The sequence below is a fragment of the Bacteroidota bacterium genome, from assembly GCA_016721765.1.
Taxonomy (GTDB): Bacteria; Bacteroidota; Bacteroidia; order UBA4408; family UBA4408; genus UBA4408.
This window is the reverse complement of record JADKHO010000001.1, coordinates 831,824-857,740: the sequence shown is the minus strand read 5'-3', so window position 1 is coordinate 857,740 and position 25,917 is coordinate 831,824. Positions and strand designations below refer to the sequence as shown.

Below are 25,917 nucleotides of genomic sequence, written 5' to 3'. Positions count from 1 at the left end.
AAACATATTTTAGGTACTATTTGCAAAAGTAATTGGAATATGCGAAGATATAAATATGAATTTGGAACAACTAACAATTCCTTTTTGACAAGGAAAAATTTAAAAAAGAAGATAGAAGTATTGATTGAAAAGTATGCCTTTGCTGTAGAAAATCAAATTCATAATTACCATAGTGGCGAGGATAAGGATTATGGAGATGAACAAAAAACGATGCAGAATGACATGGAAAATGTGAAAATGAGCTTGTTAAAGCTGTTGTAATAGAGTTAAAAACAAAAAAAAATTACAAGGAAATCTTAGATGTTCTATCTGAGGTGTTTTTTGATAAGAGCTCAGAAAGGGGCAATTTATATGATGAGGATGATGTAATAAATGATGGAACAGAAGCACACTTTTTAAAAAGGATTATAATAGAGGCACTTGATAATAGGTGAACTTTTACAAAACAGCCAGTGATTTTGTAAGGTATAAATAATTTTATATTTTTGTTGTAAGTAAAGCAATCGATTTTGAATTGCTGTTGCGTGTCTGCATCCGAAAAAACTATGCAACACAGCAGATGCAAAAGAACTTTACTAACATAAACTCATATAATTTTTTAATTTCAATCCTTCAAAAAGTTTTGAAGGAAGATTGTTTATTTGAAAAGCTTACTGAAGAAAAAATTCGCCATATAGCAAGGAGGGAAATTTCAAAGATGATTTCTGTTTCATTGCCAAATGAAGCGCTCTTTCATCTATCCACAAAAGATAAAATCTTTCTTCCATATGCAAAATGGAAGGATAAATCTCTGCTTGCAAAATTCTATACTAATTTTACGATTGATGGATTTTTTGAGCACATTGCAAATGATTTTACTAAACCCCAATTTGTTCAATTAGATTCAGGCTTGGAGGCACTTGTTTGGACAAGATCGAGTATTGAGTTGGTTTATACTTTTGATAGGCTAATTTATCAATATTCAGCAATTCCTATCTCTCACTCCTTATATGTTCAGCTTTCAGATAATTTTCTTCTCAAGAAAAGAAATTCTAAAAAAACAAAATCGCCCAATCCTTTTAGCCTGGAAACATTTCACTCCAGAATAAGAAAAAACAAGATATCATACCCTGATATTGATGATGCTTTAAAAAGTGTATTTGAACAATAGAAGTTTGCTAAAAGTTGACCGAAAGTTGGTCTATAGTTAATCAAACAGTCAAATTGTAGTCAACAAATATCTGATTAGTTCTTCTTGCCGTTTTGACCTTTGTTCGAGAAAAAATCAAATCTTTTTTTGAATGACGACAGAACGAATATTACTTACCGAAATCCTTTTCAAACTATCCTACAAAGACAGACGCTCAGTAATCCGCTGGTGTTCAAAAAATGGAGTTAACCTTTTTAAAGACAAGGGAACTAACAGATGGTTTGCACTAAAAATGAATTTGAAAAGGCGTTTGCTCCAAATAGAAATTCTTTTGATGTTCTGAATTCAACAATGAGTTTTTTTCAAATTACCATCAAACACAAAGTGTAAAGCACCTAGAATATAGACCTCAAGGCAAAATTGAAAAACAGTTTTGTCAATATTGCAATCCGTAAAATCCGCGCTATGATTCAGCTAGTGAGCCATAAACCGTTAGTAATTCCACAATCGAAAAAGTTTAAAGGATTGTTTGTGGCATGTGGAAAATGTCGGTCAAATGTTTCTGATACGTGTAAGGAATTGAATAAACCAATTCACAAGTGTCAACACCCTGACCGTCATTATTTTAAAGCTGTAGTTTCAGTTGCAGGAACTACAAATGAAAGGAAGACGAAAAACTTAAAAACTCGGGATTATGATGAGGCTGTAAAAGAAACTATAGATTTCTCAAGAGAAGTAAAGGAGAACAGAAAAGGAGGACAAAAGAAAAATGACACAAAGGAAATTATTAGACCGAAAGAACAAAGCAAACCCAATTTACTTGTCCATGCTATGGCAAGATATATTAGTTGGTTAAATAATGAAGGTGTTCCTGCGCACTTGAAAAAGAAAGAAGCAAAGAACACATTAAGGATGTAGAGCGAGCTTTTAAACTTTTGTTAATTGTTTGCAGGAAAAAGGATACAACCTTGGGTTGTTTACGATGGATGAAATCAACGATGACATAGTTGGGCACATATTCTCCCATTTAGAAAAAAAAAGAGCAATCAAATCGCACTTTTAATAAAATCTTTTCGTTTTTGACATCATGGTTTAAATGGTATTCAGATGAATACAATCTAGCAATGAGAAATTGGTTCGAAAAAGTGAAACGAAAAAAACTGAATCCCAAACCTCAATCAATTACGAAAAATGAATTTGAAGCACTTTTAAAACAGATAACTGCGGAAAATGGTGTGCGGTACTATGATGGTGTAAAAGACAAAAGAACTTTTTATAGAGAATGGCTAAAGAACGCATTCCTAATTGCATTGCTTACAGGAAGGAGAAGAGAAGAAATCAGCAACTTGTCTTGGAATCTTGTTGACATGAAAGAAGGCATAATAACAATTGAAGATTTCAAGGTTAATAGAATTCAGAAAAGAGTTTCGAATGATGAAAAAAAATTAATTCATATACCCATTACGCAAGAATTAGAAGACTTGCTGTATAAACTTGGTTATGAAGAAAAAAAGGACACCAACCAATATCTTTTAGCGAATGAAGTAAAAATAAGTAGGAAGAAAGTAATGGGAGATATTTTGAGTAGGGGATTTAGCCATTATTACAATCAGCTTAAGACAGGCAGAAAATTAACTTTTAAGAGCTTAAGGAAAACATACATCACAAGCTTGCAGCTTCAAATGGGCGCTAATACCAAAATGATAACTGGGCATCCTGATAATGGAGTAATAGAACGAAATTATATCGATAAAATTAAAATTGCAAAAGCGGCAAGAAATACCAGTGTGTTTCAAGAAGAGTCTGAACGTGAAATGGAATTAAATAAGCTTAGAAAAGCTTCAAATGGCAATCAAAAGAATAAAGACCTAAATATTTAAAAATGAAGAAAATTAAAATTCCGCACCACATTTCCGCACCACACTGCACTACATTTTTTAATTTGGTATTTACTGGAAGGCATGAAAAAACGCTACAAAGCATGTTTATCAAACTTTGTAGCGTTGTACCCGGATCGGAATCGAACCGATACAGCCGCAATGGCTACAGGATTTTAAGTCCTGCGTGTCTACCAGTTCCACCACCCGGGCAATCTCTAATTTTTGGATTCCAATAGATGTCTATCACTTATGGAATCGCTAATAAAAAGAACTTAATCTAAGAGCGAAAGACGAGGTTCGAACTCGCGACCTCGACCTTGGCAAGGTCGCGCTCTACCAACTGAGCTACTTTCGCATTTGAGGACTGCAAAAGTAAATAAATTTTAAATCCTCAAAAAAATTATCCTCCTGTAAGTTTTTTGATTTCATTCAGGCGCATCAAGGCTTCCACGGGGGTAAGGGTGTTGATATCCGTTTTTTCGAGCTGTTCGCGTATCTGCTCCAGCACCGGATCGTTGAGCTGAAAGAAGCTTAATTGAAAATCTTCCTTACTTGATTTCACCTTTGCTGAATTGCTTTTGGCGTTGTTGTGTTCCCGCCCTCTATCCTGCTCCAACTGGGCCAAAATTTCGTTGGCGCGTTGCAATACTTTTTTAGGCATACCCGCCATGCGAGCCACGTGTATCCCAAAGCTATGAGCGCTTCCACCCGGACTTAGCTTGCGCAGAAAGAGTATTTTATTATCGATTTCCTTCACCGAAACATTGAAGTTTTTTATGCGCTTCAGTGTTTTTTCCATCTCGTTTAACTCGTGGTAATGCGTGGCAAATAAGGTTTTTGCTTTCGCAGAAGGGTGTTCGTGCAAGTATTCGGTAATGGCCCAGGCAATGGAAATACCGTCGTAGGTGCTGGTTCCGCGGCCTATCTCATCCAATAAAATCAAACTGCGGTCGGAAACATTGTTGAGGATACTCGCCGTTTCATTCATCTCCACCATAAAAGTGGATTCTCCCGAAGAGATGTTATCCGAAGCTCCTACACGCGTAAAAAATCTTATCCACTAAGCCAATACTGGCATGTGTAGCCGGCACAAAACTCCCCATTTGCGCCATCAGTACAATGAGCGCCGTTTGCCGCAACAGCGCTGATTTACCGCTCATGTTGGGACCGGTTATGATGATGATTTGTTGCTGCTCATCGTCCAAATACACATCGTTGGCCACATACTCTTCGCCAAGGGGCAATTGCTTTTCAATTACCGGATGCCGCCCGTTTTTAATGTCCAAAATCTTCCCATCGTTGAGTTGAGGGCGCACATAATTGTTCTTTTGAGCAATCAAGGCAAAGGACAACAAGCAGTCCAATCGGGCAATGAGGGAGCCATTTAACTGCAAGGGCACAATATAGTCACTTAACGCCAGCAGTAAATCCGAAAACAATTTGGTTTCAATGGCCAATATTTTTTCTTCGGCACCGAGTATTTTTTCTTCGTATTCTTTTAGTTCCGGGGTAATGTATCGCTCTGCATTAACAAGGGTTTGCTTGCGAATCCAATCTACAGGTACCTTACTCTTGTGTACATTGGTAACTTCCAAAAATAGCCAAACACATTGTTATAGGCCACTTTCAGCGAAGAAATCCCGGTGCGTTCACTCTCTGCTTGCTGAATTTGCAAAAGGTAATCCTTACCTGAGAAAGCTATTTTGCGCAAATCGTCTAGTTCTTTATTCCACACCATTGGCAATCACATTGCCCTTATTGAGCAGTAATGGGGGTTCTTCCTTTTCGATGCGTTCAGCTATGAGGGCGCAGGCATTGAGTTGCTCTGCAATTTTATTCAGGGTTTCGTTGGATGCCGCAGCGGTTAAGGCTTTTATTGGAGAGATGGCTTTAAGTGCCCGCAACAAAGCCAACACTTCACGCGGCGTGATGCGTCCAACGGCAATTTTGGAAGTGATACGTTCCAAATCGCCCACCAGGCGAATTTCTTCCTTTATTTTATCGGCAAATTCGGCTTGGTTTAAAAATAATTTACCACTTCCAGCCGGTCTTCAATGGGCTGCTTATCCTTAAGCGGAAGCGAAACCCAGCGCCTGAGCAAGCGCGAGCCCATGGGTGAAATGGTTTTATCGATGATGTCGATGAGCGTTTTAGCATTGTCGTTGGCCGAGGAAAACAATTCCAGGTTACGAATGGTAAAGCGGTCGAGCCATACGTATTTTTCTTCTTCAATGCGCGATACATTGGTAATGTGCAAGACCTTGTCGTGCTGGGTATCGGCTAAATAATGCAGCGCCGCACCGGCAGCAATAACCGCTTCGGGCATGCCTTCAATACCAAAACCCTTGAGCGATACGGTGCCAAAATGCTTGATGAGTAATTCATTGGCATAATCGGTGGCAAATATCCATTCCTCCAGCCCATAGCTGTAAAAGCGTTCGCCAAATTGCTCGGTAAAAAATTTCTTAAATTTTTTGGGATATAAAATTTCGCTGGGGCGGAAGCTTTGAATGAGTTTATCTACGTAATCAAAACTACCCTGCGCCACCAAAAACTCGCCCGTGCTCACATCCAAAAAGGAAAGGCCCAAAACGGTATTTTTAATTTCCTGCGGGTTATTCACTAGGTGTAAGGCCGCTAAAAAGTTATTGCTTTTATGGTCTAAGGTTTTTTCGTTGTAACTCAATCCCGGCGTAACTAACTCGGTAACCCCTCTTTTTACAATGGTTTTGGTGAGTTTAGGATCTTCGAGTTGGTCGCAGATGGCTACACGGTGACCGGCACGCACCAGCTTGGGCAAATAGGTATCGAGTGCATGGTGCGGAAAACCGGCCAGTTCGATATAGGCCGCAGCCCCATTGGCTCTTCGGGTTAACACAATACCCAATATGGCAGCCGTTTTAACCGCATCCTCGCTAAATGTTTCGTAAAAATCGCCCACCCGAAAAGCAACAAGGCATCCGGATATTTTGCCTTGATGCTGTTGTATTGCTTCATGAGCGGGGTTTCCGCTATGTCGTCTTTTTTTTTGGTGACGGTTTTACTCACTATCTTTTTTATTGAGGGATTCAAAAATACAATTCTGTCGTGAGGCTTTTGCGAATTGTTAGCAATTTTACTTTTGATGTGCTGATTCGCTAATTAGCTGATTAGCCGATTAGCCGATTAGCCGATGACGATGAGATAAGTGTTGCTCTTTAAAATAGCACACTTTCCTTGAGTGGGGTGGTGAGCTCATTTGAATATTGCGAATGGATGCAGGTATGATTTTATATGGATGTTCCATTTTGCGCGGAAATTCTGTATTTTCGTTTTTCTAGGATGAAAAAAATTGCTGCCCTTTTTCTTTGTTTTTGATTTCGCTTTTTCGTTTGGGCAAAATGGCTTGACTTGCTATACCATTCCTCAGACCTTATTACCGACAGGTACCGTAGTAAATTCAAGCCAAGTAGCATTAGATACTTCAGGCAAATTTCTTTTTTCCACCAATGGTGCAGGATTGATACAATTTGACGGAGTAAATTACACGAATTATACAACAAGCAACTCTGGCATAAAATCAAATTTCATTAACGTGGTTGCTGTAGACACCTCCTCAAACAACTATTATCTTGCCACAAAAAGCAAAGGCTTATCCTTGTTTAATGGAACAAGTTGGACGAACTATGATAGTTTGAACTCCAATCTCATTTGCAATAGAATTTCATGCATTGCCCCATTTAATAATGGCGCTTTTATTGGTACAAATTATGGGCTTTCTGTATTTCAAAATGGTGTTTTTACTACATACAACCATTCAAATTCGGGATTAGGAAATGATACTATTTACACGATCATTATTGACAGCACAGGGAATGCATGGATTGGCACAAAACGAGGCTTATTTCAATTTGATGGAACTAGTTTTACAGGAGTGCCAACACTTTCAAACAATTCAATTTACTCTTTGTGTTTTGCAGAGAAGTATCTTTGGATTGCAGCACCTAACTTGCTTCGATTAAGAAATACTACAGTCGAAGTTCTTTCTGATATTTTTTATGGACCTGCATTAGTATCTTATGCTATACCAAAATTGACAATTGGCCCTAACGGAGGGGTGCTCTTTTGGATTCAAAATAGGTTTTGTGAAATTGTGCACGACACCCAAAAAATTTTATCCCTTTTTAAATGTTAGCCCATGCACAGGGTTTATTACTGCGTATGCTTTAAACAAATCTGGCGATAAAATTATAGTTAAGTACTATGGAAAAAGTTTTGCTCTTTTTGACTTTACTCAATCAAGCCCATTTTATGATTATTGGTATAACTCCTCCTGTTATAACAACAGTCGCTTTCTCGATATTAATAATGTAAAGGCAGCAATTACCAATCGTTCTTCTCAATTTTATGTTCAAGGAAATCATAAATATGAAATCCCAAAAGGAAGTGGGAAGAACACTATCTTGGCAAATAGTATTTGGATTGGAGGCAAAGATAGTTTGCGTCAACTGCACCTAGCCGCACAGGATTACGGAGATCGATATCATGGTCTGGATTTTTGGCCAGGGCCTCTAGATACCATTTCCGGCCAAATAGATACAACTACAGCCATGAAATACGACCGTTTATGGCTCATCAATCGATATGACATTGAGCAATTCAAACACTACTATCAAACGGGTGCAGTTCAAATGGAAATTTTATTCCTGCCAAAGATATTTTAGAATGGCCGGCCCATGGAACAGGAAATTATACCCGCAACATGGCTCCTTTTTGTAGATGTAAATCAAGATGGAATTTATAATCCACTTGCGGGTGGTGATTACCCTTTGATAAAGGTGACCAAATGGCCTATTGGATCTTTAATGATAACTTAGAATTTCATGCAGCTTCGTTTGGGTCACAGCCCATGAAAATTGAAATTCATGCAAGTGCTTATTCTTATGCTTGTCCTAACATTCTAAACAGAGATTCCATAATCAATTATACCACTTTCTATAACTATAAGATTTTTAATCGGAACAATATAAATTACGATAGCTGCTATATTGCCAATTGGTCTGATTTTGATATTGGATATGAATTTGATGATGGACTTGCTAGCGCCCCACAAAACAACTTTATTTACGCGTATAATTTTGACTCGCTAGATCATAATTATTCCTTTCCAACTAATTCTTATGAGCTCAACCCGCCTATAATTAGTGATGTAGTTTTGAGTGGCCCATTGGCTTATTTGAATGACACTATAGACAATGATAATGATGGCCTTGTGGATGAACTTGGTGAGAAAAATTTGCTTACCGGATCATTAAGTTATCATGATGATTTTGCCTTAAGTATGGGCAACCCAAGCGCACCAATTCATTTTTACAACTTTATGCAATCCAGGTGGAGAAATGGGAGACAAATGACTACTCAAGGCTGGGGCGATATTGGTACAATCGTAACAAAATATGCATTTCCAAATTTCCCTTCCGATTCGGGTGTTTGGCATTGCCCGTTAGCAACAGATGGATCATTTATCGCCTCCTCCGGCCCCTTCCTTTTCCCTGCCGGCAGCTCTTTTGATTATGATTTTGCTTTTGTGTTTTCGCGGGATACTACCTTAACTTATAATTCAGCGGCCTATTATCAAATGGCTGTAAGCGATGTGCAACGCGTAAAGTATTGGTTCGATAACAACAATGCGCCTTCTTGCCTTGTGTTTCCGGGCATTTCTGAAACTGCAATGCCTAAAAACAATCTGTTGCTTTTTCCTAATCCAACGCACACCTTGCTGAATATTCAATTGCTGAATGGCGCGACAATCCAAGCTGCTACAGTGTTTGACCTAGTTGGCAAACAAGTGAATTTAAACCAACAAAAAAATGTTGGAACTTGCCAACTACAATTGGACATAAATGCCATTTCGCCTGGTATTTTTTTGATATCCATACAAGACAAAGCCGGAAAATATCACTATTCAAAATTTGTAAAAGAATAGCTTTTATATGTGCGGATGTTACACGCATTCCCATCGCAAAAAGGGATGATTTTTAGCGCTAATACTAGCATTCCGCCAAATACTTTTGTAGTTTCGGGTTTCTAAAAAATTAGAACATGAAAAAATCACTTACGCTTTTGCTTCTTGTTAGCTTTATTCAAGGCTTTGCCTACAACGGTGCCGAGCGCCACGATATTCCTTCAAGCCTACAAAGCGGGGTTTTTACTACAAGCAAAAGCCGTTTGGCCATCGACAGTGCCCATAAATTACTGATTACCAGCATCGGCGCAGGACTAATTGTATTTGACGGCACAAATTACAGTAATTTTAATACCCTTAATTCGGGAATTGCTAGCGATACTACCAATGATGTTGCTGTAGACATGAACAACCAGTATTTTGTTGCAAGTGAAAGCGGAATGAGCGTTTATAATGGCGCTGCCTGGTTGAATTATACTCCCTCCAATTCAAGTTTAATTAGCAAGCAATTAAAAACCATTTTTGCACACAACAACACGGTGTATGTTGGCGGATACAAGGGATTTTCAATTTTCACCAATGGGGTTTTTAGCAATTTTTCAACTTCCAACTCTCCGCTTCCCAACGATACCATTAATGCCTTTGCGGTGGATGCGAACAGCGATGTTTGGATTGCTACCAACAATGGGCTTTGCAAATGGAATGGCAGCACTTTAAGTGTATTTACTACCTCCAATTCGGCATTACCCTTTAATCGTGTAAATTCCCTGTTGACAGAAGGAACAAATGTATGGTTGCTGAACCAAAACGCAGGTATTACTCGCATGCAAAACGCATCCTTTTCTGCATTAACTACTTTAGCCAACACGCCACTTACTTTTAGTTATTCGACTCGGTTAAGCCGCGGACCCAAAGGCGGACTGCTCTTTATCAACTATAGTAAAAATCAGATTTGTGAATATTTTGAGGGTAGAATCTATACTTATTTTTTACGAACCAGTTTCATATTCACGCCATTGTGTGCGCAGGTTTTTGATTCAACCGGCAATAAACTTTGGATGAGTTCCTTGGGCAGACAAATTGTTTCACTTGATTTCAACAGTTATCAAAATACCCTATCCTCTTTAAATACATCTCCTCCGGGAGTTCCGCCCATAACTGCCGAAAATTGCCAATCGTTGGATATAAATCAGGTCAACTCAGCTATCTTAAACCTTGGGGATATGTGTTGGGATGGCAACGATGTAAAATTTGAAGTGCCCAAGGAAGTGGCAAGCACGCCATTTTGCAAACAGCTTGTGGATAGGAGGCCTTACCGGTAACGGGAATTTAAGAGTTGCTGCACAAACCTACCGACAAAGTGGAATTGATTTTGGCCTGGTCCCTTAGATACTTTGACCGCTAGCACTGATACAGCGAAAGCAGCTCAGTACAATAGAATTTGGAAAATCAACCGACAGGAAATAGAAGATTTTAAAACAAATTTTATGAATGGTACAGTTCAAAATGGGAGTTTCATACCGGCTGAAGCAATTTTGACTTGGCCGACATCCGATACCGGAAATTATTCCCGAAAAATGGCTCCCTTTGTGGATGCAAATAGCGATGGAATTTACAATCCAATAACGGGTGGAGATTATCCACTCATTCGAGGTGACCAAATGTTGTATTGGGTATTTAACGATAACTTGGGGATACACACCGAATCGGATGGCGCCCAAATGAAAGTGGAGGTGCACGCATCTGCTTATGCATTCAACAATCCTTGGCTAACTACAAGTGACTCCCTTTTAAATTACACCACTTTTTATCATTATGAAATTTTTAATCGCAGCAGCGATGCACTCGACAGTTGCTACTTGGCCAACTGGACCGATTTTGATTTGGGGAATCCCAACGACGATTTTTTTGGTACCAATGTGCCACGCAATACGGTTTATTGTTACAATTCCGATTCGGTGGATGAAGGCAATGGTGCCAATCACTATGGCGCACATCCTCCCATCATAAGCTCCATTATACTTAACGGGCCTTTAGCTTATTTAAATGATGGTATAGATAACAACAACAATGGCCTTATTGACGAAACCGGCGAAAACAATCGAATGACCCGCTCCATTTTTTATAAGAATGATTTTTCGCTCAGCGGAAATCCTGTTAACACCAATCATTACTACAACTATACTGCTGCGCATTGGAAAGATAATTCACCGCTCACCTACGGAGGAAACGGATTTGGTGGAGCAAGCCCCCGAAAATTTATCTGGCCCGATTATCCTACTGTGCCTGCAGGCTGGCACCAGAGTAATGCAAGCGATGGACGCATGGTGCAGAGTTGTGGCCCCTTTCATTTCGCGGCAGGTGCAAAAGTAGACTACGATTTTGCATTTATTTTTTCGCAAGATACCTCACTTACTTATAATTCGGCGGCCTATTATAATCGCGCTGCCAATGATGCGCTAACGGTGGAGAATTGGTTTAAACAAAATTCATTTCCCTCCACTGCGGTGGGTCAAACCGAAATTAAAGCAAGTATATATATGGAAAGCAAATTGCTGCTTTTTCCAAATCCCACGAAAGCATTCCTCGATCTTTCCTTGCGCAATTCTTCCGGCTTGGATAAAGTGATAGTACTTGATATACTAGGAAATTGCTTGCTTACGCTTGATTTAAGCGGTGTACAAAAACAGACCGTTCGACTTAATCTGCAAAGCTATGCTCCCGGAATTTATTTTATTGAGGCACAGGATAAAGACGGTAAATCCTATTGCGCCAAATTTGTGAAAGACGTGAATTGAGCTTTGCTATTTTACAATCAACAACTTTTTTGTTTCAAAAGAACCGCCTTTTCGTTGAAAGCAAAGCGAATAATAACCTGCTGTCAAATTTGGCAGCGCAATACGCAAATCAAGGCTTTGCATTAAATTTATTGCACTTTCATAAATGGGCACTCCTGCGCTGTTTCGTATACTCATGCTTCTTATCGCAAGTGGGGTTTCACAGTGAAGCTGCACCATATCTTTGGCAGGATTTGGATACAGCATTATCGCGGAAGCCTCTGCCATCAAAGGCTCTTGAGAAGTAACGATATGGTAATAATACACCGTGCTGTCGGCATACATGATGTCCGGACTTATACCGTTGGCGGCTTTGTAAGTTAAACTTTTTAAACTCAAGCTGGATAATAGGTATACTCAAAGCCCACCATAAAAGCCAGGATCCGCTTGACCAAAGTTGAAAAGTATGTTCTTTTTAGCTGATTGTTTGCCGTATAGGTGTATACATCCCTCCAGTAGTTTGCCCAGTTGGTAAAACTGCAAAATATTAAAGTTAAATCTGTTTGTAAATTTCCATTCGCATCATAGCTGTATACATGCTTTAGCACGTTTTCCCAGATGGTTCCATTCCAATCTTGCACTATTTTAGTGCTCAATTGATGCGCAGCATTGTAACTAAATATTTCTTTTTGCTCATTCGTCCACACCCCGAAACTCCAGAATTGCCTCACATGAATTAGTTTGTTGTGCAGGGCATCATAGGTGTTGGTATCAAGCATGGTGTATCGCCAATCTATTGCATTCACATCCCAATTATAATCTGTTTCACAAATCAAATTTCCCAAGGAATCGCTTTGGGTTTTAATTTTTGAAGAATTTACCCAAGCCAGTCCATCCCAGGTTTGATTCACCTGTGTTTTAATATGCTGAATGCTGTCGTAATAGAAACTCGTTTTGTATTGATTCTCCCATGTACCGGCGCTATAGAAATAACTAATAATGGTAATTGGTCTTCCGGCTGAATCGTAACTAAAGCCATATAGACTATTATTTTGATACGTACTTCCATCCCAAACCGCCCGCAGTTCGAGTATTTTATGGTAATTGCTGTCGTAATTCAACACTGTGTTTTTTACTTGAGGAATTGCTTCCCAAGCCATTGATGCAGTATCAAAATAGTAGGCGAAGGAACTGTCGAGCAGGGATATGAGGCTTGCGTTTTTTTGGGATGAATGCTTGAATTCCCTCATTTCTGCGGCAGCTGCAGCTTCTTTCTGTAAGGAACTGATCTTACTTTGTAGCAATGGAACAGCACTAAATTGCTGCTGTGCTTTGCACACGAAGCATGAAATAAGAATTGCAGTAAGTAATAGTATTCCTTTGTAATTCATACTTGTAAATGTAAACAAATTTTGACTTTGGGTTCATTAAACAGAAATCGATTTATGCTACTTCTAAACAAATTAGAGATACAAAAATGTGCATGCTTTGTTTTAACCACAAAAAGGCTCGCAGAGACGGCGAAAAGCACGCAGAGAGTAACGTTGGAGAAGAGAAATTAAATGTGTTTTACCCCTATCCTAACTTAAATCTTTTGAGGATAAAGTATTCTTTTCTTACGTGTAATGCCTGAGCGAGATAGGATACCTATTGAGTCAAATTAAATTGCAGCTTGCTGTTAATTAGGTTAAAAAAGAAATTCTCTTCAAGCCTTCGTTTATAAGTTTCTGCTTTCCATTTTAAAAAGCAAAGTCTGTTCAATTATCTTCGCAACGCTTTTTAAATTTCTGCGATGAAACGCCTTGTTTTGGCACTACTATTATTTGTTGCACTCCCGCGCATTTCGCAGGCACAGCTTTACGATTCGTTGAAAGCGAGTTTGCATTTAAAGCGCACCATCCACTTTAAATTTGATTCGCGTAATTCATTTATTTCCTCACGCAGGGCGCAAGTATGGGGTGTAAAGCTGGGGGCTGATTTTGGGAAAAAACTGCGCTTGGGTTTTGGTTACAATTTCTTGAACAGCAATTTTACCAATACCCTATATAACCTGTCGCCGTTTGGATTAGATACCTTGGAACGCAGGCTAAAAATCCGTTATGGATGTGCCTACATCGAGTATGTTTTTTACCGCCAAGGACATTGGGAGTTTTCGGTGCCGGTGCAGTTTAGTGTGGGAAGTATTTGGTACAACTATTCGTTTAAGGGTATTGAAGATTTGCGGAGCCGAAAACATTTATTGGTGATGTATGAACCTACGCTATCCGGACAATATAAAGTGTTTGATTGGTTTGGGCTGGGGGCCGATTTAGGGTTTCGATATGCCCTCATTAAAAGCCGAAAAATCGACGATAAACTCACCTCTCCGGTGTATGTTTTTAAAGTGTTGATTTATTGGGGGGTATTGTACAAAAAGGCTTTTCCCAATCATCCGATTGAGGAGGTGAAAAAGAAATTATTTTAGTTTTCAGAATGTAGTGGTGAACCACCCCCTGCCCCCGCCAGCGGGGGATAATTTTCATTGTTGTTTTTCATAATAGGAGCTGTTAACCACCCCCAACCCCCGCCAGCGGGGGATATTTTGTTTTTGGGGGATAAAATATGCCCCGCTGGCGGGGCCAGCTTGATTGTGTCAACAATCGAGCTGGGGGTGGTGAGCAGATAGTTTTTTTGGGGCAAAATATGCCCCATTGCTGGGGATGAACTTTTAATTTTTAAATATTATAAGGGATGATTAGTGGGTGATTTTTACTAAGAAATGCAGGATGTAATCTTGATTGCACTTAGGTTTGTAGCCTTCAATTTAGCTAAAGTGTTGTGCCATTTTTTGCTTGAAATGATGAAAGCATCCAAATCAAACTTTTATGCTTATAACACGCAACTTCAACCTTTTGCCAATGAGTTGCGCCATAATATGACTAAAGCGGAAGTGTGCCTTTGGAAATTTGTGTTGAGCAAAAAACAGCTAAAGGGCTATACTTTTCGGAGGCAGAGACCTGTTTTGGATTTTATTGCCGATTTTATGTGTATGGAATTAATGCTAATAATTGAGGTTGATGGCATTACACATTGGCAAGAGGAGGTGGTCATCAAAGATGAACATAAAGAAAACGCGCTGCGTCAGGCCGGATTTCGGGTACTTCGGTTTGATGATGAGGAGGTGTTGAATGATATGGAAAATGTGGTGCGCGAATTAGAAGGTGTTATTGCGGAGTTGGAGAACGATAGGGTTAAGGAAGTTTTACCACCCCCAACCCCCGCCAGCGGGGGATATTTTTTTTGGGGGGGATTTTCTTTTTTTTGAAATATGCGGTGCTGACCACCCCCTACCCCCGCCAGCGGGGGACAGGTTTTATGTGTGGTGGTAAAACTCGAGGTACTTGTGGGTGATTTTCAGGAATAAGAAACTTGCTGACTTACCACCCCCTACCCCCGCCAGCGGGGGACAATTTTTATGTATGCCCCGCTGGCGGGGCCGAACAGTTTATGCCAATAAACTTTTCGGGGGTGGTAAACCTCGTGGTACTTGTGGGTGATTTTCAGGAATAAGAAACTTGCTGACTTACCACCCCCTACCCCCGCCAGCGGGGGACAGGTTTTATGTGTGGTGGTAAAACTCGAGGTACTTGTGGGTGATTTTCAGGAATAAGAAACTTGCTGACTTACCACCCCCTACCCCCGCCAGCGGGGGACAGGTTTTATGTGTGGTGGTAAACCCCGAGGTACTTGTGGGTGATTTTCAGGAATAAGAAACTTGCTGACTTACCACCCCCTACCCCCGCCAGCGGGGGACAGGTTTCAAGAGAGATAAACCACCCTACCCCCGCCAGCGGGGGACAATTTTTCAAATAAGATCTAACCTTAATTTGTGAATATCTACTCCTCACCGCCAATTTATTGCACTTTGCAGAAATTGTGCTTGCGCGTGATGGTAACTCTTAATTTTTATTAAAATTAATTTCTAGATTTACAACCTTGCATTTTTATGAACAAGAAATTAACAGCGGCTAAAAGTCTTTAAAGCATTAATTATCAATATTTACATTAAAAACAACTTACATGATTACAACAACTACAAACAACAACAGAATTACCCGTTTTGCTAAGCAATTACTACTCGTTTTGGCGGTGGTGCTTTTGAGCAATTTTAGTTCCATGGCGCAGAGTTTTCGTACCGTAACTTTTAGCGGGTCAAGTGCTGATTTTAATGCTGCCGAAAAAATAACAGCAACCGGAAGTGCTATTGATTATTACATCACTTTTGATGCAACAAATTTGTACTTGGGTGCTTTTAACACAAGTGGAAATTTCGGGGGAACGGACAACTTTACTGTATATATCGACAGCGATCCCAACTCTACCCCTACAGGAGGTGTTGGAACCACAGCAGGACAATCATATAATGGTGTCACAGGAACTTTACCGTTTTCAGCCAACTACAATGTTCATGCTGAACAAGGTTATCAGGAGGCACGCAGCTTCGGTTCTTCATGGGCTGCTACTATAAGTGGAGTTACTTATAGCACAGGCTCAAATTGGCGAGAAGTAAAAATCCCCTTAAGTAGTATTGGAACTCCTGATGCATTGTACCTTACCATGTGGATGGGTTATTCAGGAGGGTTTTTTGCAAATGCACCAGGAGCAAATATTGCTGCCTCTGGCAACCCAACCATAGTTAATTATTTTGGTGGAATTGGCGTGAGTAGTGCTGACTGTATTCCTGTAAATATTACCAATACACCTATTACTGCAACCGTTACTAACGCAATCCCTGCATCAGGTGCTGTTATTGGGAAATTGGTTATAAATACTGGCTCAATAACCGCATCAAACAATTTTACAATCGCTCCTGGTGGCTCAATTCAACTTAGTGGTTCAGCCACACTAACAATTTCAAGTAGAACAATTACAATGGGAGGAGCAACAATTGGTACTGGTAGAGGTACTACAATTAATATTGCTGGTACGGCGACATTAACTGGTAATAGCTCAACTATTCTGACCTTTAATGGTGAAGGGAATTGGACGGGTAATGCCTATTCATATCCTGGTACTATTAATATTAATAGGAAATTTACGCCGATGGCGAGCGGAGGTTTAACACTCGGCAGCACCGGACTTTTGCAAGTTAAGGCCAGTAGTTTTGTTAATACAAATAGTTTAACTTATGCAACTGGTTCTACCTTGTCATTTCAAACAGGAGCAACTTATACCGTTGGTACTGGTGATAAAACCTGGGGCATAGGAGCAAGTGGTGTTGGTGTTCCCGATAAAGTTTTAGTGAATTTGGCCAGCACAAATGTTACAATCAGCGAGAATAGAACTGCAAGAAGTACCGTTACTGTAACCTTAGGAACTTTAACAAATAATACAAACACTTTAAATATAGCCACCGGAATTACTACGGGTGCAACAGCCTTAAGTATAAATGGAGGGACACTCACAAATGCAGGCGGAACTATTAATGTTGGAGTCGCAAATGGAGGGAATCAGGCAATGAGTATTACAGCTTCTGGAGTTGTTACATTAAGCAGTGGAACAATAAATTTGAATGGTAATGGTGTATTTAGCAGCGGAACATTCACTATGACCAATGGAAATTTTAATATTGATCCTAACAGTGGAACTTTGGCAACAAGTGTTGCAAGTGGGACTGCAATATTGAATATTACTTCTGTAGTGATGGCAGTAAGTGGTGGAACTATTACTTTTGTTGATCCACCTAATGCCGGAACAGCAAAAACGTTAACTTTTTCCAGTACCTCTTCCTATTCAATGGTCGGCAACACGATTGTGGTCGGAGGAGCTTCTGGAACAAATACAACTACAGCAACAGTTGGTTTTGCTTTTGATACTTATGTTTCATCTGGTCGTCTGCAATTAGGAACGATTACTGTTGCTGGTGGCAACACAACCGACAGATATATGAGTGGAGCCGGTTCAACTGCTGACGAGGTAAACATCGGTGGAAATATCACCATTAATGCCGGTTCGGAGCTAAGGATTGGTGCATCAGATGAATTTCATTTTGCTGGAAATATTATTAATAATGGTACACTAACTTCATTAAATACTAATACCGGAGCAGCTGCCTCAGCAATTAACTTTGAAAGACAAAGCACACCAACATCTAACACGGTAGCACAAACTGTTAGTGGATCGGGTACTTTTAGAAACTCAACTTCAGCCTCAACTGCTAAATTCTCTTCCCTCACTTTTGATAACACAGCCGCTAGTCCGGCTGTAACATTTAGTATTGGAGATGTGACAGTGAGCAATGCAACCTCTTTTGTAAATGGTGTTATTGATATTGGAAATAACAATAGTTTTACTTATGTAGGAACAGGAGTTACCGCTAATAGGACAAATGGTTATGTGCTAATACAAGGAACCGGAGAGATGAAAAAGGCTTTTGCAACCGGCTCTTCAAGTTTTACATTTCACGTAGGTGAAAATACGGGAACAACAGAATACTCACCAGCATCTTTAAGTTTTACAGCATTAACACCTGCAAGTACAATTGGGGTTCGTCCTGTTGATGGTGCAACTGCAAGTACTGGTCATCCCAATGTTAATGATAAAACTACAGCCGGTGATGGTCTAGAGCCTCAAACTGATTATTTAAGTCGTTACTGGCAGGTTAGCAATAGTGCGGCCACCACTTATACCTACACCGGTACATTCACCTATTTACCTGCTGACATTAATGGAACTGAAGGCAATATGAGGGTAAATATGTGGAGTGGAGCAAGTCCTTGGACACAAGTTGCTAGTTCAGCAGCATCCAATGTACTAACTATATCATCCGGTGTTACACAAGCTAGTTGTCCTTTGGGAGCTACAGCGGATTTTACAGGAAGAGTAAAAGCTCCAGTAACTTATACTTGGAACCAAACAGGAACTGCAGACTACGGAACAGCATCAAATTGGACACCTAACAGAACAAATCCAGCATCCAATGATGTGTTGCAATTTAATGGAGGCAGTACTCCAAATCCAATTGTTACAGGTGTTATTACAGAAACAATTGGAAAATTAATATTACTTAATAGTGCAAATGTAACTTTGCAAAGTGCTGCAGCCGTTACACTAACTATTAGCGGTGGAACAGGAACAGATTTAGACATACCTAGTGGCAGTCATTTGCAATTAGGAAGCACAGGCGCTAATAGTATTAACCTTGCGTATACAGGAGCCCAAACTGCAAGTATTGCAGGGCAACTATCTTTGCTAACAAATACCTCAAATAATAATACTTACACAGCCACTAACAGTGTTACTACTGTTACAGGTGCGATAAATAGCAGTGGTACCATTGCAAGTACAACAACAAATCTGTTATTTACCACTGGTACTTATAACCACAATCATCTTAGTGCAGGTGCAAGTGCTGCAACACCAGCCATCCCAACCGCAACATGGACCGCTAATACCTCTTTGTGTGCTGTACTTGGTTTAACAAATCCAACAGCAGGCACCTTCCCTAATGGCCTTACCGGTCAAACCTTTGGTAATTTCACTTGGAATACTCCATCTCTTTCTACCAATCCTAATATTGGTGGGGGTACTATAACATCGGTTGGTACTTTTACAATGACTTCAACCGGAAGTGCTGCCCTCAGATTGGGTACTGCATCTAGTGGAACAATTGTTTGTACAGATTTTGCCCAAACAGGAGGAACAATTGACATGGCATCAGGCAGCGGTTCAGGTACAATCAGAGTAAGTGGTACGTTTAATCAAGGTGCAAGTGGTATAATTACCGAAACATCAACAGGTAATGGAACACTTGAATTTAATGGAGCAAGCAGCCAATCTGTAACCATATCTGGTACAATTTCAAACACAATTAATGCAAGGGTATTGAACCCTGCCGGCATTGCAATCACTGGCACACTAGCAATGAATGCCGGAACAACCTTTACAGCAGCGGCTGGAGGAACAGCCGTAACTTCAGGGACTGTAACTTATAGCACTGCAACAACATTGGCTTATGTAACAGCATTAGGGACACAAATAACCGGGAATGAATTTCCATCATCAAGCGGTCCGGTAAACGTTACATTTAATAATACCAATGCTGCAAGAACGATTACCTTATCAGCATCAAGAACCATTACAGGAACTTTAACCCTAACTGGAGGTAGAGGTAACATTAGGTGCTTTTGATTTAACTTTAGCAAACGGAGGAACATTAACAGCAACCTCACCTAGTGCCACAAATATGATTGTAACCGATGGAGCTGGGTTATTTAAAAGAGGGATTCCGGCAAGCAGCGGTACATATCTTTTCCCAATTGGAGATGTAACCGGCACAACTCAATACAGCCCTGTAAGTTTACAATTTACAGCAAACTCCACAATTCGTGTTGTTGGCGCAAAGGTATTTGATGCAAGCAGCAGCAACATTAATAGCGGCGGTACTCCAACTAATTTTTTAAGTCGTTACTGGACTTTCTCTGAAGATGGGTCGGGGGGTACTTACAATTATTACATCAATCCCGCTTTGGCAATAACTGGAGCAGAAGATGAAAACGGAACAGCGTCTTTAATAAAAGCAGCATATTGGGATGGATCTGTTTGGACAAGCTCAACGGGTTCATATACAGCAGGTAGTTTGGTTTCAAATGCAACAGGTGTAAGCGAAACAGCAGCACCGCTTGGCTCAGTTGAATGGACAGGTCGCGATAACCCGGCGGTTTCTTACACCTGGGTTGGTTTTACCGATGGTACATGGAACACAGCCTCAAACTGGAATCCTTCCGGAATCCCAAGTTCATCCGATGCGGTAACGCTTACGAATGGTTCTACCGGTGTAGCGGCCAATTTAAGTTTAACAGGTTCTGTTTCTGTTAATGCACTTACATTTAATGGTACTGGTAACTTCTTTACAATTGGCGCCAGCGCTACTTTAAGTGCTTCCGGAAATATTACCTACACTGCTGGTTCAGGAACCTGGGATGCAACAAGTACATTTGTAATTTCATCAGCAGTCTCTCAAACTATACCCGCTTTTAACTATGGCAACTTAACTGGTACCGGCGGTGCCCGAGTATGGACTTCTGGTACGACCGGTATAGCAGGAACATTTACACCCGGAGCGGGAGTATATACTGCTACATCAGGCAGCACAGTTGATTATACTAGTGCGGGTGCTCAAAGCATTGCTTCGGTTAATTATTATGATTTAAGCAATAGTGGAAACGGAGCAAGAACATTATTAACCGGTACTATTGATGTTGCAAACACCTACACTCCAACTACAGCAGCAACAACACCCGGTAGCTCCAACGTTTTTAACTTTAGTAGCGCGAGTGCTCAAACAATACCAACAACCAACTACTATAGTATAACAAATACAGGTAATGGTAACAGAACATTGGCAACGTCAGGAGCCAACTCCAATGTAATTACTATTGCAAATTTGTTCACACCAGGAAGTGGAACTTATACAACTACTAATAGCACAATTGAATATACAGGTGCAACCACATTTACATTGGCTGCTTTTCCTTATTATAACCTAATTCTTAATAGTACTGGTGCAGGTACTTGGAACTTAGCTAGTGGTATAACATTGGCCATTGCCAACGATTTAACTTTGGCAGGAACGAGCACTTCAAGCTCATTAAATATCAGTAACACAGCAAGCACATGCTCACTTACGGTTGCCGGTAATTGTTACATTCAAAGCAGAGGAATTTTAAGAACAATTTCCATTGGAACATCTACAGGTGGAGTTGCTACTATTACAGGTAATTTAGAAATTTCGGGAACCGGTAAAATACATTTGGAATCTGTTTCTGCAGCTAGCGGAACTGGTGTTATAAATGTTAATGGAAACTTTACTTCCACTGGTACAACTGTTGCGTCTGTTGGTGCGAATGGGGTTGTAGATTTTGGAGCAGGTTCCTCCTTAGCAAACAACGGAATATTCATTAAAGGAAACTTTAGTCATACAACAGCCGGTACATTCGGTACAGGTGGAACAGGTCCAAATCTTGGATTTGTATTCAATGGTACAGCTCCACAATCTCTTACTTATACAGGTGCCGCTGTTTCTGATTATACCAATTATCAAATAAACTCAGGTGCTACTGTTAACTTAGCAAGTAATTTAACCTTTAGCGGTGCCGCATCACCCAGTAGCTCAGTTAGGGTGCTTTCTGGTGGTACTTTGAATATGGCAGATTTTGTAATTGCAAATAGCACTGGTGGTTCAGGAACGCCAACTTTTGATGCACAATCAGGTTCTACTTTAGGAATTGGAAGTGCAGATGGAATTCGTCCCGTGGGTGCAACATTAGGAAATGTCCGTATTTCGTCTTCCTCACCAACAGGTGTGGTAACCTACAACTCGGGCGCAAACTATGTGTATAATGGAGTTGTGGCACAGGCAACAGGAACTGGCCTACCTGCTACCATCAATACATTAAGAATTAACAATGTAACCAACGCGGTTACACTAACAGCAATTGTGGGAATTACATCTGCCACAAACTCCTTGATATTGCAAGCTGGAACACTTGACTTAAATAACAAACAGTTAACCATACCGGTTGGCGGAACAGTTGCATCAACAGGTGGCGATTTTACAGCCACAGCAGGTCCTGTATTCTTTTTGGGAACTGGAACTGTCTCTGGCACAGTTAATTTTCCAACAGTAACGATTGCCGGTGGAGTAGTTTTTGGTGCCGGATCAAACATTGTTACATCATTGCAAATAAACTCTGGAGGGTTTGTAAATACTACAGCTCCAACTTATGGATCAAGTTCAACATTAATATATAACACAGGTGGCAGTTATGGCCGAGGGCTAGAATGGAGCGCAACAAGCGGTGCAGGATATCCTAATCATGTTCAAGTTTCAAACAGTACATCTTTAGATGTTGGCAACGCAGCGCCTGGAGTATTGCGCCAAATGGCTGGTAATTTAACCATTGATGCAAGTTCTGGTTTTTATTTGGATTTTGGTAGTAATGATATGACTCAACCTGTTGTCGTACTCGGAAATATAAACATTGCAGGAGGTTTATCCTTATCTGATGTAGCAGGAGGAGATTTAAAAATACGTGGCAATTGGACCCATACGACCGGTACATTTGCACCAAAATCAAGAGCCGTTTTCTTTGATGCCGCTTCAGGAAACCAAACAATTACAGCTACCGGAGGAGAGACATTTGATTTTTTAATTCTTGATAAAGCAGCAGATAACCTTGTTCTAGCTAATGATATCACGGTTACACAAACACTAACGTTAACTAGCGGTTTAGTTTCTACAGCAAGTAATTCAGTAACTATTGGTTCTGGAGGTGCTACCGCCAGTGCAAGTTCAGCAAGTTATGTTAGTGGTATTATGAAAAAAGTATATGCGGCCACCGGCACATTTACTTTCCCAATTGGTAAAGGTGGCGTTTATCGTCCTTTAGGATTTGAATATACTGCCCTTACCGGAACAAGCACAGTTACCACCGAACAATTTGAATCTGCATTAAGTGGAACACTGCCAGCCAATACAAACCTTAACAGTGCACGCTATTGGGATATTTCGCAAACTGGTGGTTCTGGATTAAGCTATAAGGTTACTTTGGATGGTACAGGCGATTATATTACCGGAACAGTTGTAATGCTTAAAAACGAGTCAGGAACAATTACCTCAAATACTTCCACAACTCCAAATTATACGAATTCAAGCGCTTATTCTGGAATGACGGGTACAGTAAGTCATGCCATAGGCAGTTCATGTTCTGTAGGTCGTTGGTTAGGTTATAGTAGTGATTGGTTTAGTACAAGTAACTGGTGTGGAGGCTCAGTGCCAACCGCTTCAACAGATGTTACAATTGAGAATGGAGCCACTGTGTACCCAATAATTGTTACAAGCGCAGCACAAGTAAAATCTATTTCAATTGCCTCCGCTGCTACGTTAACTATAAACAGCGGATCCTTAACCATGGCCGGAGCAGGAGATATTGTGAATGCTGGAGCTTTAACAGTGGGTGCAAGCGGAACCTTAAATATGGTGAATAATTTGATAAGTGGTGCTGGCTCGGTTACAATTAACGGAACACTAACTACTCAAAATTCGGTTGGTTTATCAGGTGGCATTAGCACAACCATTGTTAATACCATTACATTAACACTAGGAAGCGCTTCAACTATCGATTATGCAGCGGTTGGGCCACAAGACATTACAGCTGGGAACTATGCTAATTTAACCAATTCAGGAAATGGCGATAGAACTTTTGCAAATTCAGGAACAATAGGCATTGGGGCTACATTTTCTCCAGGAACAGGAGCCTACACTGTAAGTGGAAGCACCGTATCATATAACGGTACCTTAGCTCAAACAATACCCGCGCATTTACCAGACAGCAAATACGATAACTTAACCATCAACAATTCGGCCGGTGTGAGTATGAGCGCAGATTTAGCAATTGAAGGTGCTTTAACTTTAACAAGCGGTACATTTACAACCACAGGGTATGACTTTACTTTGCTTTCTACCTCAAGTAAAACCGCACGTATAGCGCCAGTTACCGGTGGAACAATAACTGGTGATATTATTATGGAACGTTTTGTGCCGGGTGGTGTAGCTGGTTGGGCTACTATTTGTGCCCCTGTTAGTGGAGCAACTTTGGCACAATGGAACGATGATATTGCAACTTCCGGCTTCACCGGCTCAACTTATGGACCAGGTATATTTAATTCTATTTATAGTTATAACGAAGCAATACCAGGATTATCAAGTGTTTCAAATGCATACATTCAAGCAACCAATGTTACTAACTCCATTGATCCAACCAAAGGGTACTATGTATTTATTGACATGGCTTCCCCTACCGTTGGGGATAAACTGTTAGATGTTAAAGGACCGCCCTTAGTCGGTTCCCAAGATTTAAATGTTACTTATACGTCATCAGTTGGCGGCGTTGATGAAGATGGTTGGAACCTTGTTGCAAATCCTTACGCTTCAGCAATTAACTGGAATGCAGGATCTTGGACAAAAACCAATATGGACAATTCATTTTATATTTATGAAGCAAACAGCGCTCAGTACAAAGGGATTTCTGGCGGTGTTAGTTATAATGGAGGAGGTGCAACAATTGCTTCTTCACAAGCATTCTTAGTGCATGCTAACGCAGGCAGCCCGAGCTTAATTGCCGATGAAAATATTAAGGTTGCCAGCAACCCTACTTTTTATAAGGAGAGCAATGTTGGTACCGGTATTTTGCGCCTACAATTGGATGGCTTAAACGGAACTTATTTTGATGAAACCGTTTTTCACACGGATATAAACGCCACCAGTAACTTTGATCCTGCTTTTGATGGTTACAAACTGTATAGTTTTGATCCGGCTGCTCCCAATATTAGCAGCAAGTGGAATGGTATTGAGTATGTAGTAAATACTGTAGGGGATTTGAATACCAATTTGGATTTACCGGTGCGTGTAAATGTGAATACTGCAGGAAGCTATACCATTAACTTTATTGGCTTGCAGGAGTTTGCGAATGTAACCTGCTTTAGTTTGGAAGATAAATTAACCAACACTTGGGTGGATTTACATATTGATAGCACCTATACTTTTAGCTCTGCAATCGATACTGTTAAGTCTTATGCTCGATTTGTACTTCATTTTGGAGTTGAAGCAATTGTTCCTCAAATTATGCCAAGTGCAACAACTGTAAGCTTCCCGGGCAGCACAAATGTTGACTTTGCAAACTTAACTACAGGGGCTACTTCCTATTCTTGGGATTTTGGTGATGGAAGCCCACTAGAAACAGTTGTAAGTCCGAGCCATGTTTTTGATTCGGTTGGAACTTACGTGGTTACCATGATTGCCACAAATGCAGCAGGATGTAGTGTAACTTCAACTGTAACAATCAATGTTGATAACGTTACCGGACTTTCCAATTTAACTGCAGAAGAAACTGTTAGCATTGGACAAGACGCACAAGGTGCATTTGTTAACTACAACTTTAAATCAAACACAAAATTAACCATCAACATTTATAATGCATTAGGTGCAGTTGTTGAGTCTGGCATCAATAAAACCGTCTTAAACAAAGGAAGATTAAGCCTCAATAATCTGAATGTTGCAAAAGGTGTTTATTCTATTGAAGTGCTTTTCGACAATAAAAAAATTGTAAGAAAGATGACTTTTTAAGGATTCGTTCCTAATTCGAAAAT

16 protein-coding genes, 2 tRNA genes and 1 pseudogene are annotated in these 25,917 nt (G+C 40.2%); 14 read left to right on the top strand and 5 right to left on the bottom strand.

Features of this window, described 5'->3' with window-relative positions; translation table 11 throughout:
• Positions 1-39: 39 nt before the first annotated feature.
• The 4 genes from IPP32_03135 to IPP32_03120 all read left to right on the top strand — a co-directional run bounded on the left by IPP32_03135 (position 40) and on the right by IPP32_03120 (position 3,009).
• A complete protein-coding gene (locus IPP32_03135) occupies positions 40-261 on the top strand; it encodes a hypothetical protein (GenBank protein ID MBL0047072.1) in 222 nt (73 codons plus the stop codon).
• Positions 262-559: 298 nt separating this feature from the next.
• Entirely contained in the window at positions 560-1,150 is a 591-nt protein-coding gene (locus IPP32_03130) for a hypothetical protein (protein ID MBL0047071.1), read from the top strand.
• Positions 1,151-1,549: 399 nt separating this feature from the next.
• Positions 1,550-2,047 (top strand): hypothetical protein, encoded by a 498-nt coding sequence (locus tag IPP32_03125; protein ID MBL0047070.1) that lies wholly within the window; start codon positions 1,550-1,552, stop codon positions 2,045-2,047.
• Between the two features lie 161 nt (positions 2,048-2,208).
• The gene (locus tag IPP32_03120; GenBank protein ID MBL0047069.1) at positions 2,209-3,009 is read left to right on the top strand and encodes a tyrosine-type recombinase/integrase; all 801 of its coding nucleotides are present in this window, start codon (positions 2,209-2,211) and stop codon (positions 3,007-3,009) included.
• Between the two features lie 125 nt (positions 3,010-3,134).
• Here IPP32_03120 and IPP32_03115 read toward each other — a convergent pair.
• From IPP32_03115 to mutS, 3 genes and pseudogenes are all read right to left on the bottom strand, one after another.
• Positions 3,135-3,220 (bottom strand) — tRNA-Leu (locus IPP32_03115).
• Between the two features lie 71 nt (positions 3,221-3,291).
• A tRNA-Gly gene (locus IPP32_03110) sits at positions 3,292-3,364 on the bottom strand.
• A gap of 45 nt (positions 3,365-3,409) precedes the next feature.
• Positions 3,410-6,006, bottom strand: a pseudogene (gene mutS / locus IPP32_03105) (DNA mismatch repair protein MutS).
• Between the two features lie 334 nt (positions 6,007-6,340).
• Between mutS and IPP32_03100 the strand changes: the two are divergent.
• The 6 genes from IPP32_03100 (at position 6,341) to IPP32_03075 (ending at position 11,751) form a co-directional block, all read left to right on the top strand.
• Entirely contained in the window at positions 6,341-7,183 is an 843-nt protein-coding gene (locus IPP32_03100) for a hypothetical protein (protein MBL0047068.1), read from the top strand.
• Complete coding sequence (locus IPP32_03095; protein ID MBL0047067.1) at positions 7,134-7,712, top strand: hypothetical protein; 579 nt, start codon at positions 7,134-7,136, stop codon at positions 7,710-7,712. The genes IPP32_03100 and IPP32_03095 overlap by 50 nt, the downstream gene beginning before the upstream one ends.
• A 12-nt stretch (positions 7,713-7,724) precedes the next feature.
• Positions 7,725-7,865 (top strand): hypothetical protein, encoded by a 141-nt coding sequence (locus IPP32_03090; protein ID MBL0047066.1) that lies wholly within the window; start codon positions 7,725-7,727, stop codon positions 7,863-7,865.
• Positions 7,835-8,974, top strand: coding sequence for a T9SS type A sorting domain-containing protein (locus IPP32_03085; protein ID MBL0047065.1), 1,140 nt, complete (start codon positions 7,835-7,837; stop codon positions 8,972-8,974). The genes IPP32_03090 and IPP32_03085 overlap by 31 nt, the downstream gene beginning before the upstream one ends.
• A 116-nt stretch (positions 8,975-9,090) precedes the next feature.
• Complete coding sequence (locus IPP32_03080; GenBank protein ID MBL0047064.1) at positions 9,091-10,275, top strand: hypothetical protein; 1,185 nt, start codon at positions 9,091-9,093, stop codon at positions 10,273-10,275.
• A gap of 72 nt (positions 10,276-10,347) precedes the next feature.
• Positions 10,348-11,751 carry a T9SS type A sorting domain-containing protein gene (locus tag IPP32_03075; GenBank protein ID MBL0047063.1) on the top strand — a complete coding sequence of 468 codons (1,404 nt, stop codon included), beginning with the start codon at positions 10,348-10,350 and terminating at the stop codon, positions 11,749-11,751.
• Between the two features lie 6 nt (positions 11,752-11,757).
• Here the strand turns inward: IPP32_03075 and IPP32_03070 are convergent, their stop codons facing one another.
• Complete coding sequence (locus IPP32_03070; protein MBL0047062.1) at positions 11,758-12,129, bottom strand: T9SS type A sorting domain-containing protein; 372 nt, start codon at positions 12,127-12,129, stop codon at positions 11,758-11,760.
• Positions 12,126-13,121, bottom strand: coding sequence for a hypothetical protein (locus IPP32_03065; GenBank protein MBL0047061.1), 996 nt, complete (start codon positions 13,119-13,121; stop codon positions 12,126-12,128). The genes IPP32_03070 and IPP32_03065 overlap by 4 nt, the downstream gene beginning before the upstream one ends.
• A gap of 401 nt (positions 13,122-13,522) precedes the next feature.
• On the opposite strand from IPP32_03065, the gene IPP32_03060 reads away from it, so the two are divergent.
• The 4 genes from IPP32_03060 (at position 13,523) to IPP32_03045 (ending at position 25,894) form a co-directional block, all read left to right on the top strand.
• Positions 13,523-14,194, top strand: coding sequence for a hypothetical protein (locus IPP32_03060; protein MBL0047060.1), 672 nt, complete (start codon positions 13,523-13,525; stop codon positions 14,192-14,194).
• A gap of 375 nt (positions 14,195-14,569) precedes the next feature.
• Positions 14,570-15,034: an endonuclease domain-containing protein gene (locus IPP32_03055; protein ID MBL0047059.1), complete on the top strand. Its 465-nt coding sequence runs from the start codon at positions 14,570-14,572 to the stop codon at positions 15,032-15,034.
• A 755-nt stretch (positions 15,035-15,789) separates the two neighbouring features.
• On the top strand, positions 15,790-19,899 hold the full coding sequence (locus IPP32_03050; GenBank protein ID MBL0047058.1) for a hypothetical protein: 4,110 nt from the start codon (positions 15,790-15,792) through the stop codon (positions 19,897-19,899).
• A 55-nt stretch (positions 19,900-19,954) separates the two neighbouring features.
• The gene (locus IPP32_03045) at positions 19,955-25,894 is read left to right on the top strand and encodes a PKD domain-containing protein (GenBank protein MBL0047057.1); all 5,940 of its coding nucleotides are present in this window, start codon (positions 19,955-19,957) and stop codon (positions 25,892-25,894) included.
• Positions 25,895-25,917: the final 23 nt, after the last annotated feature.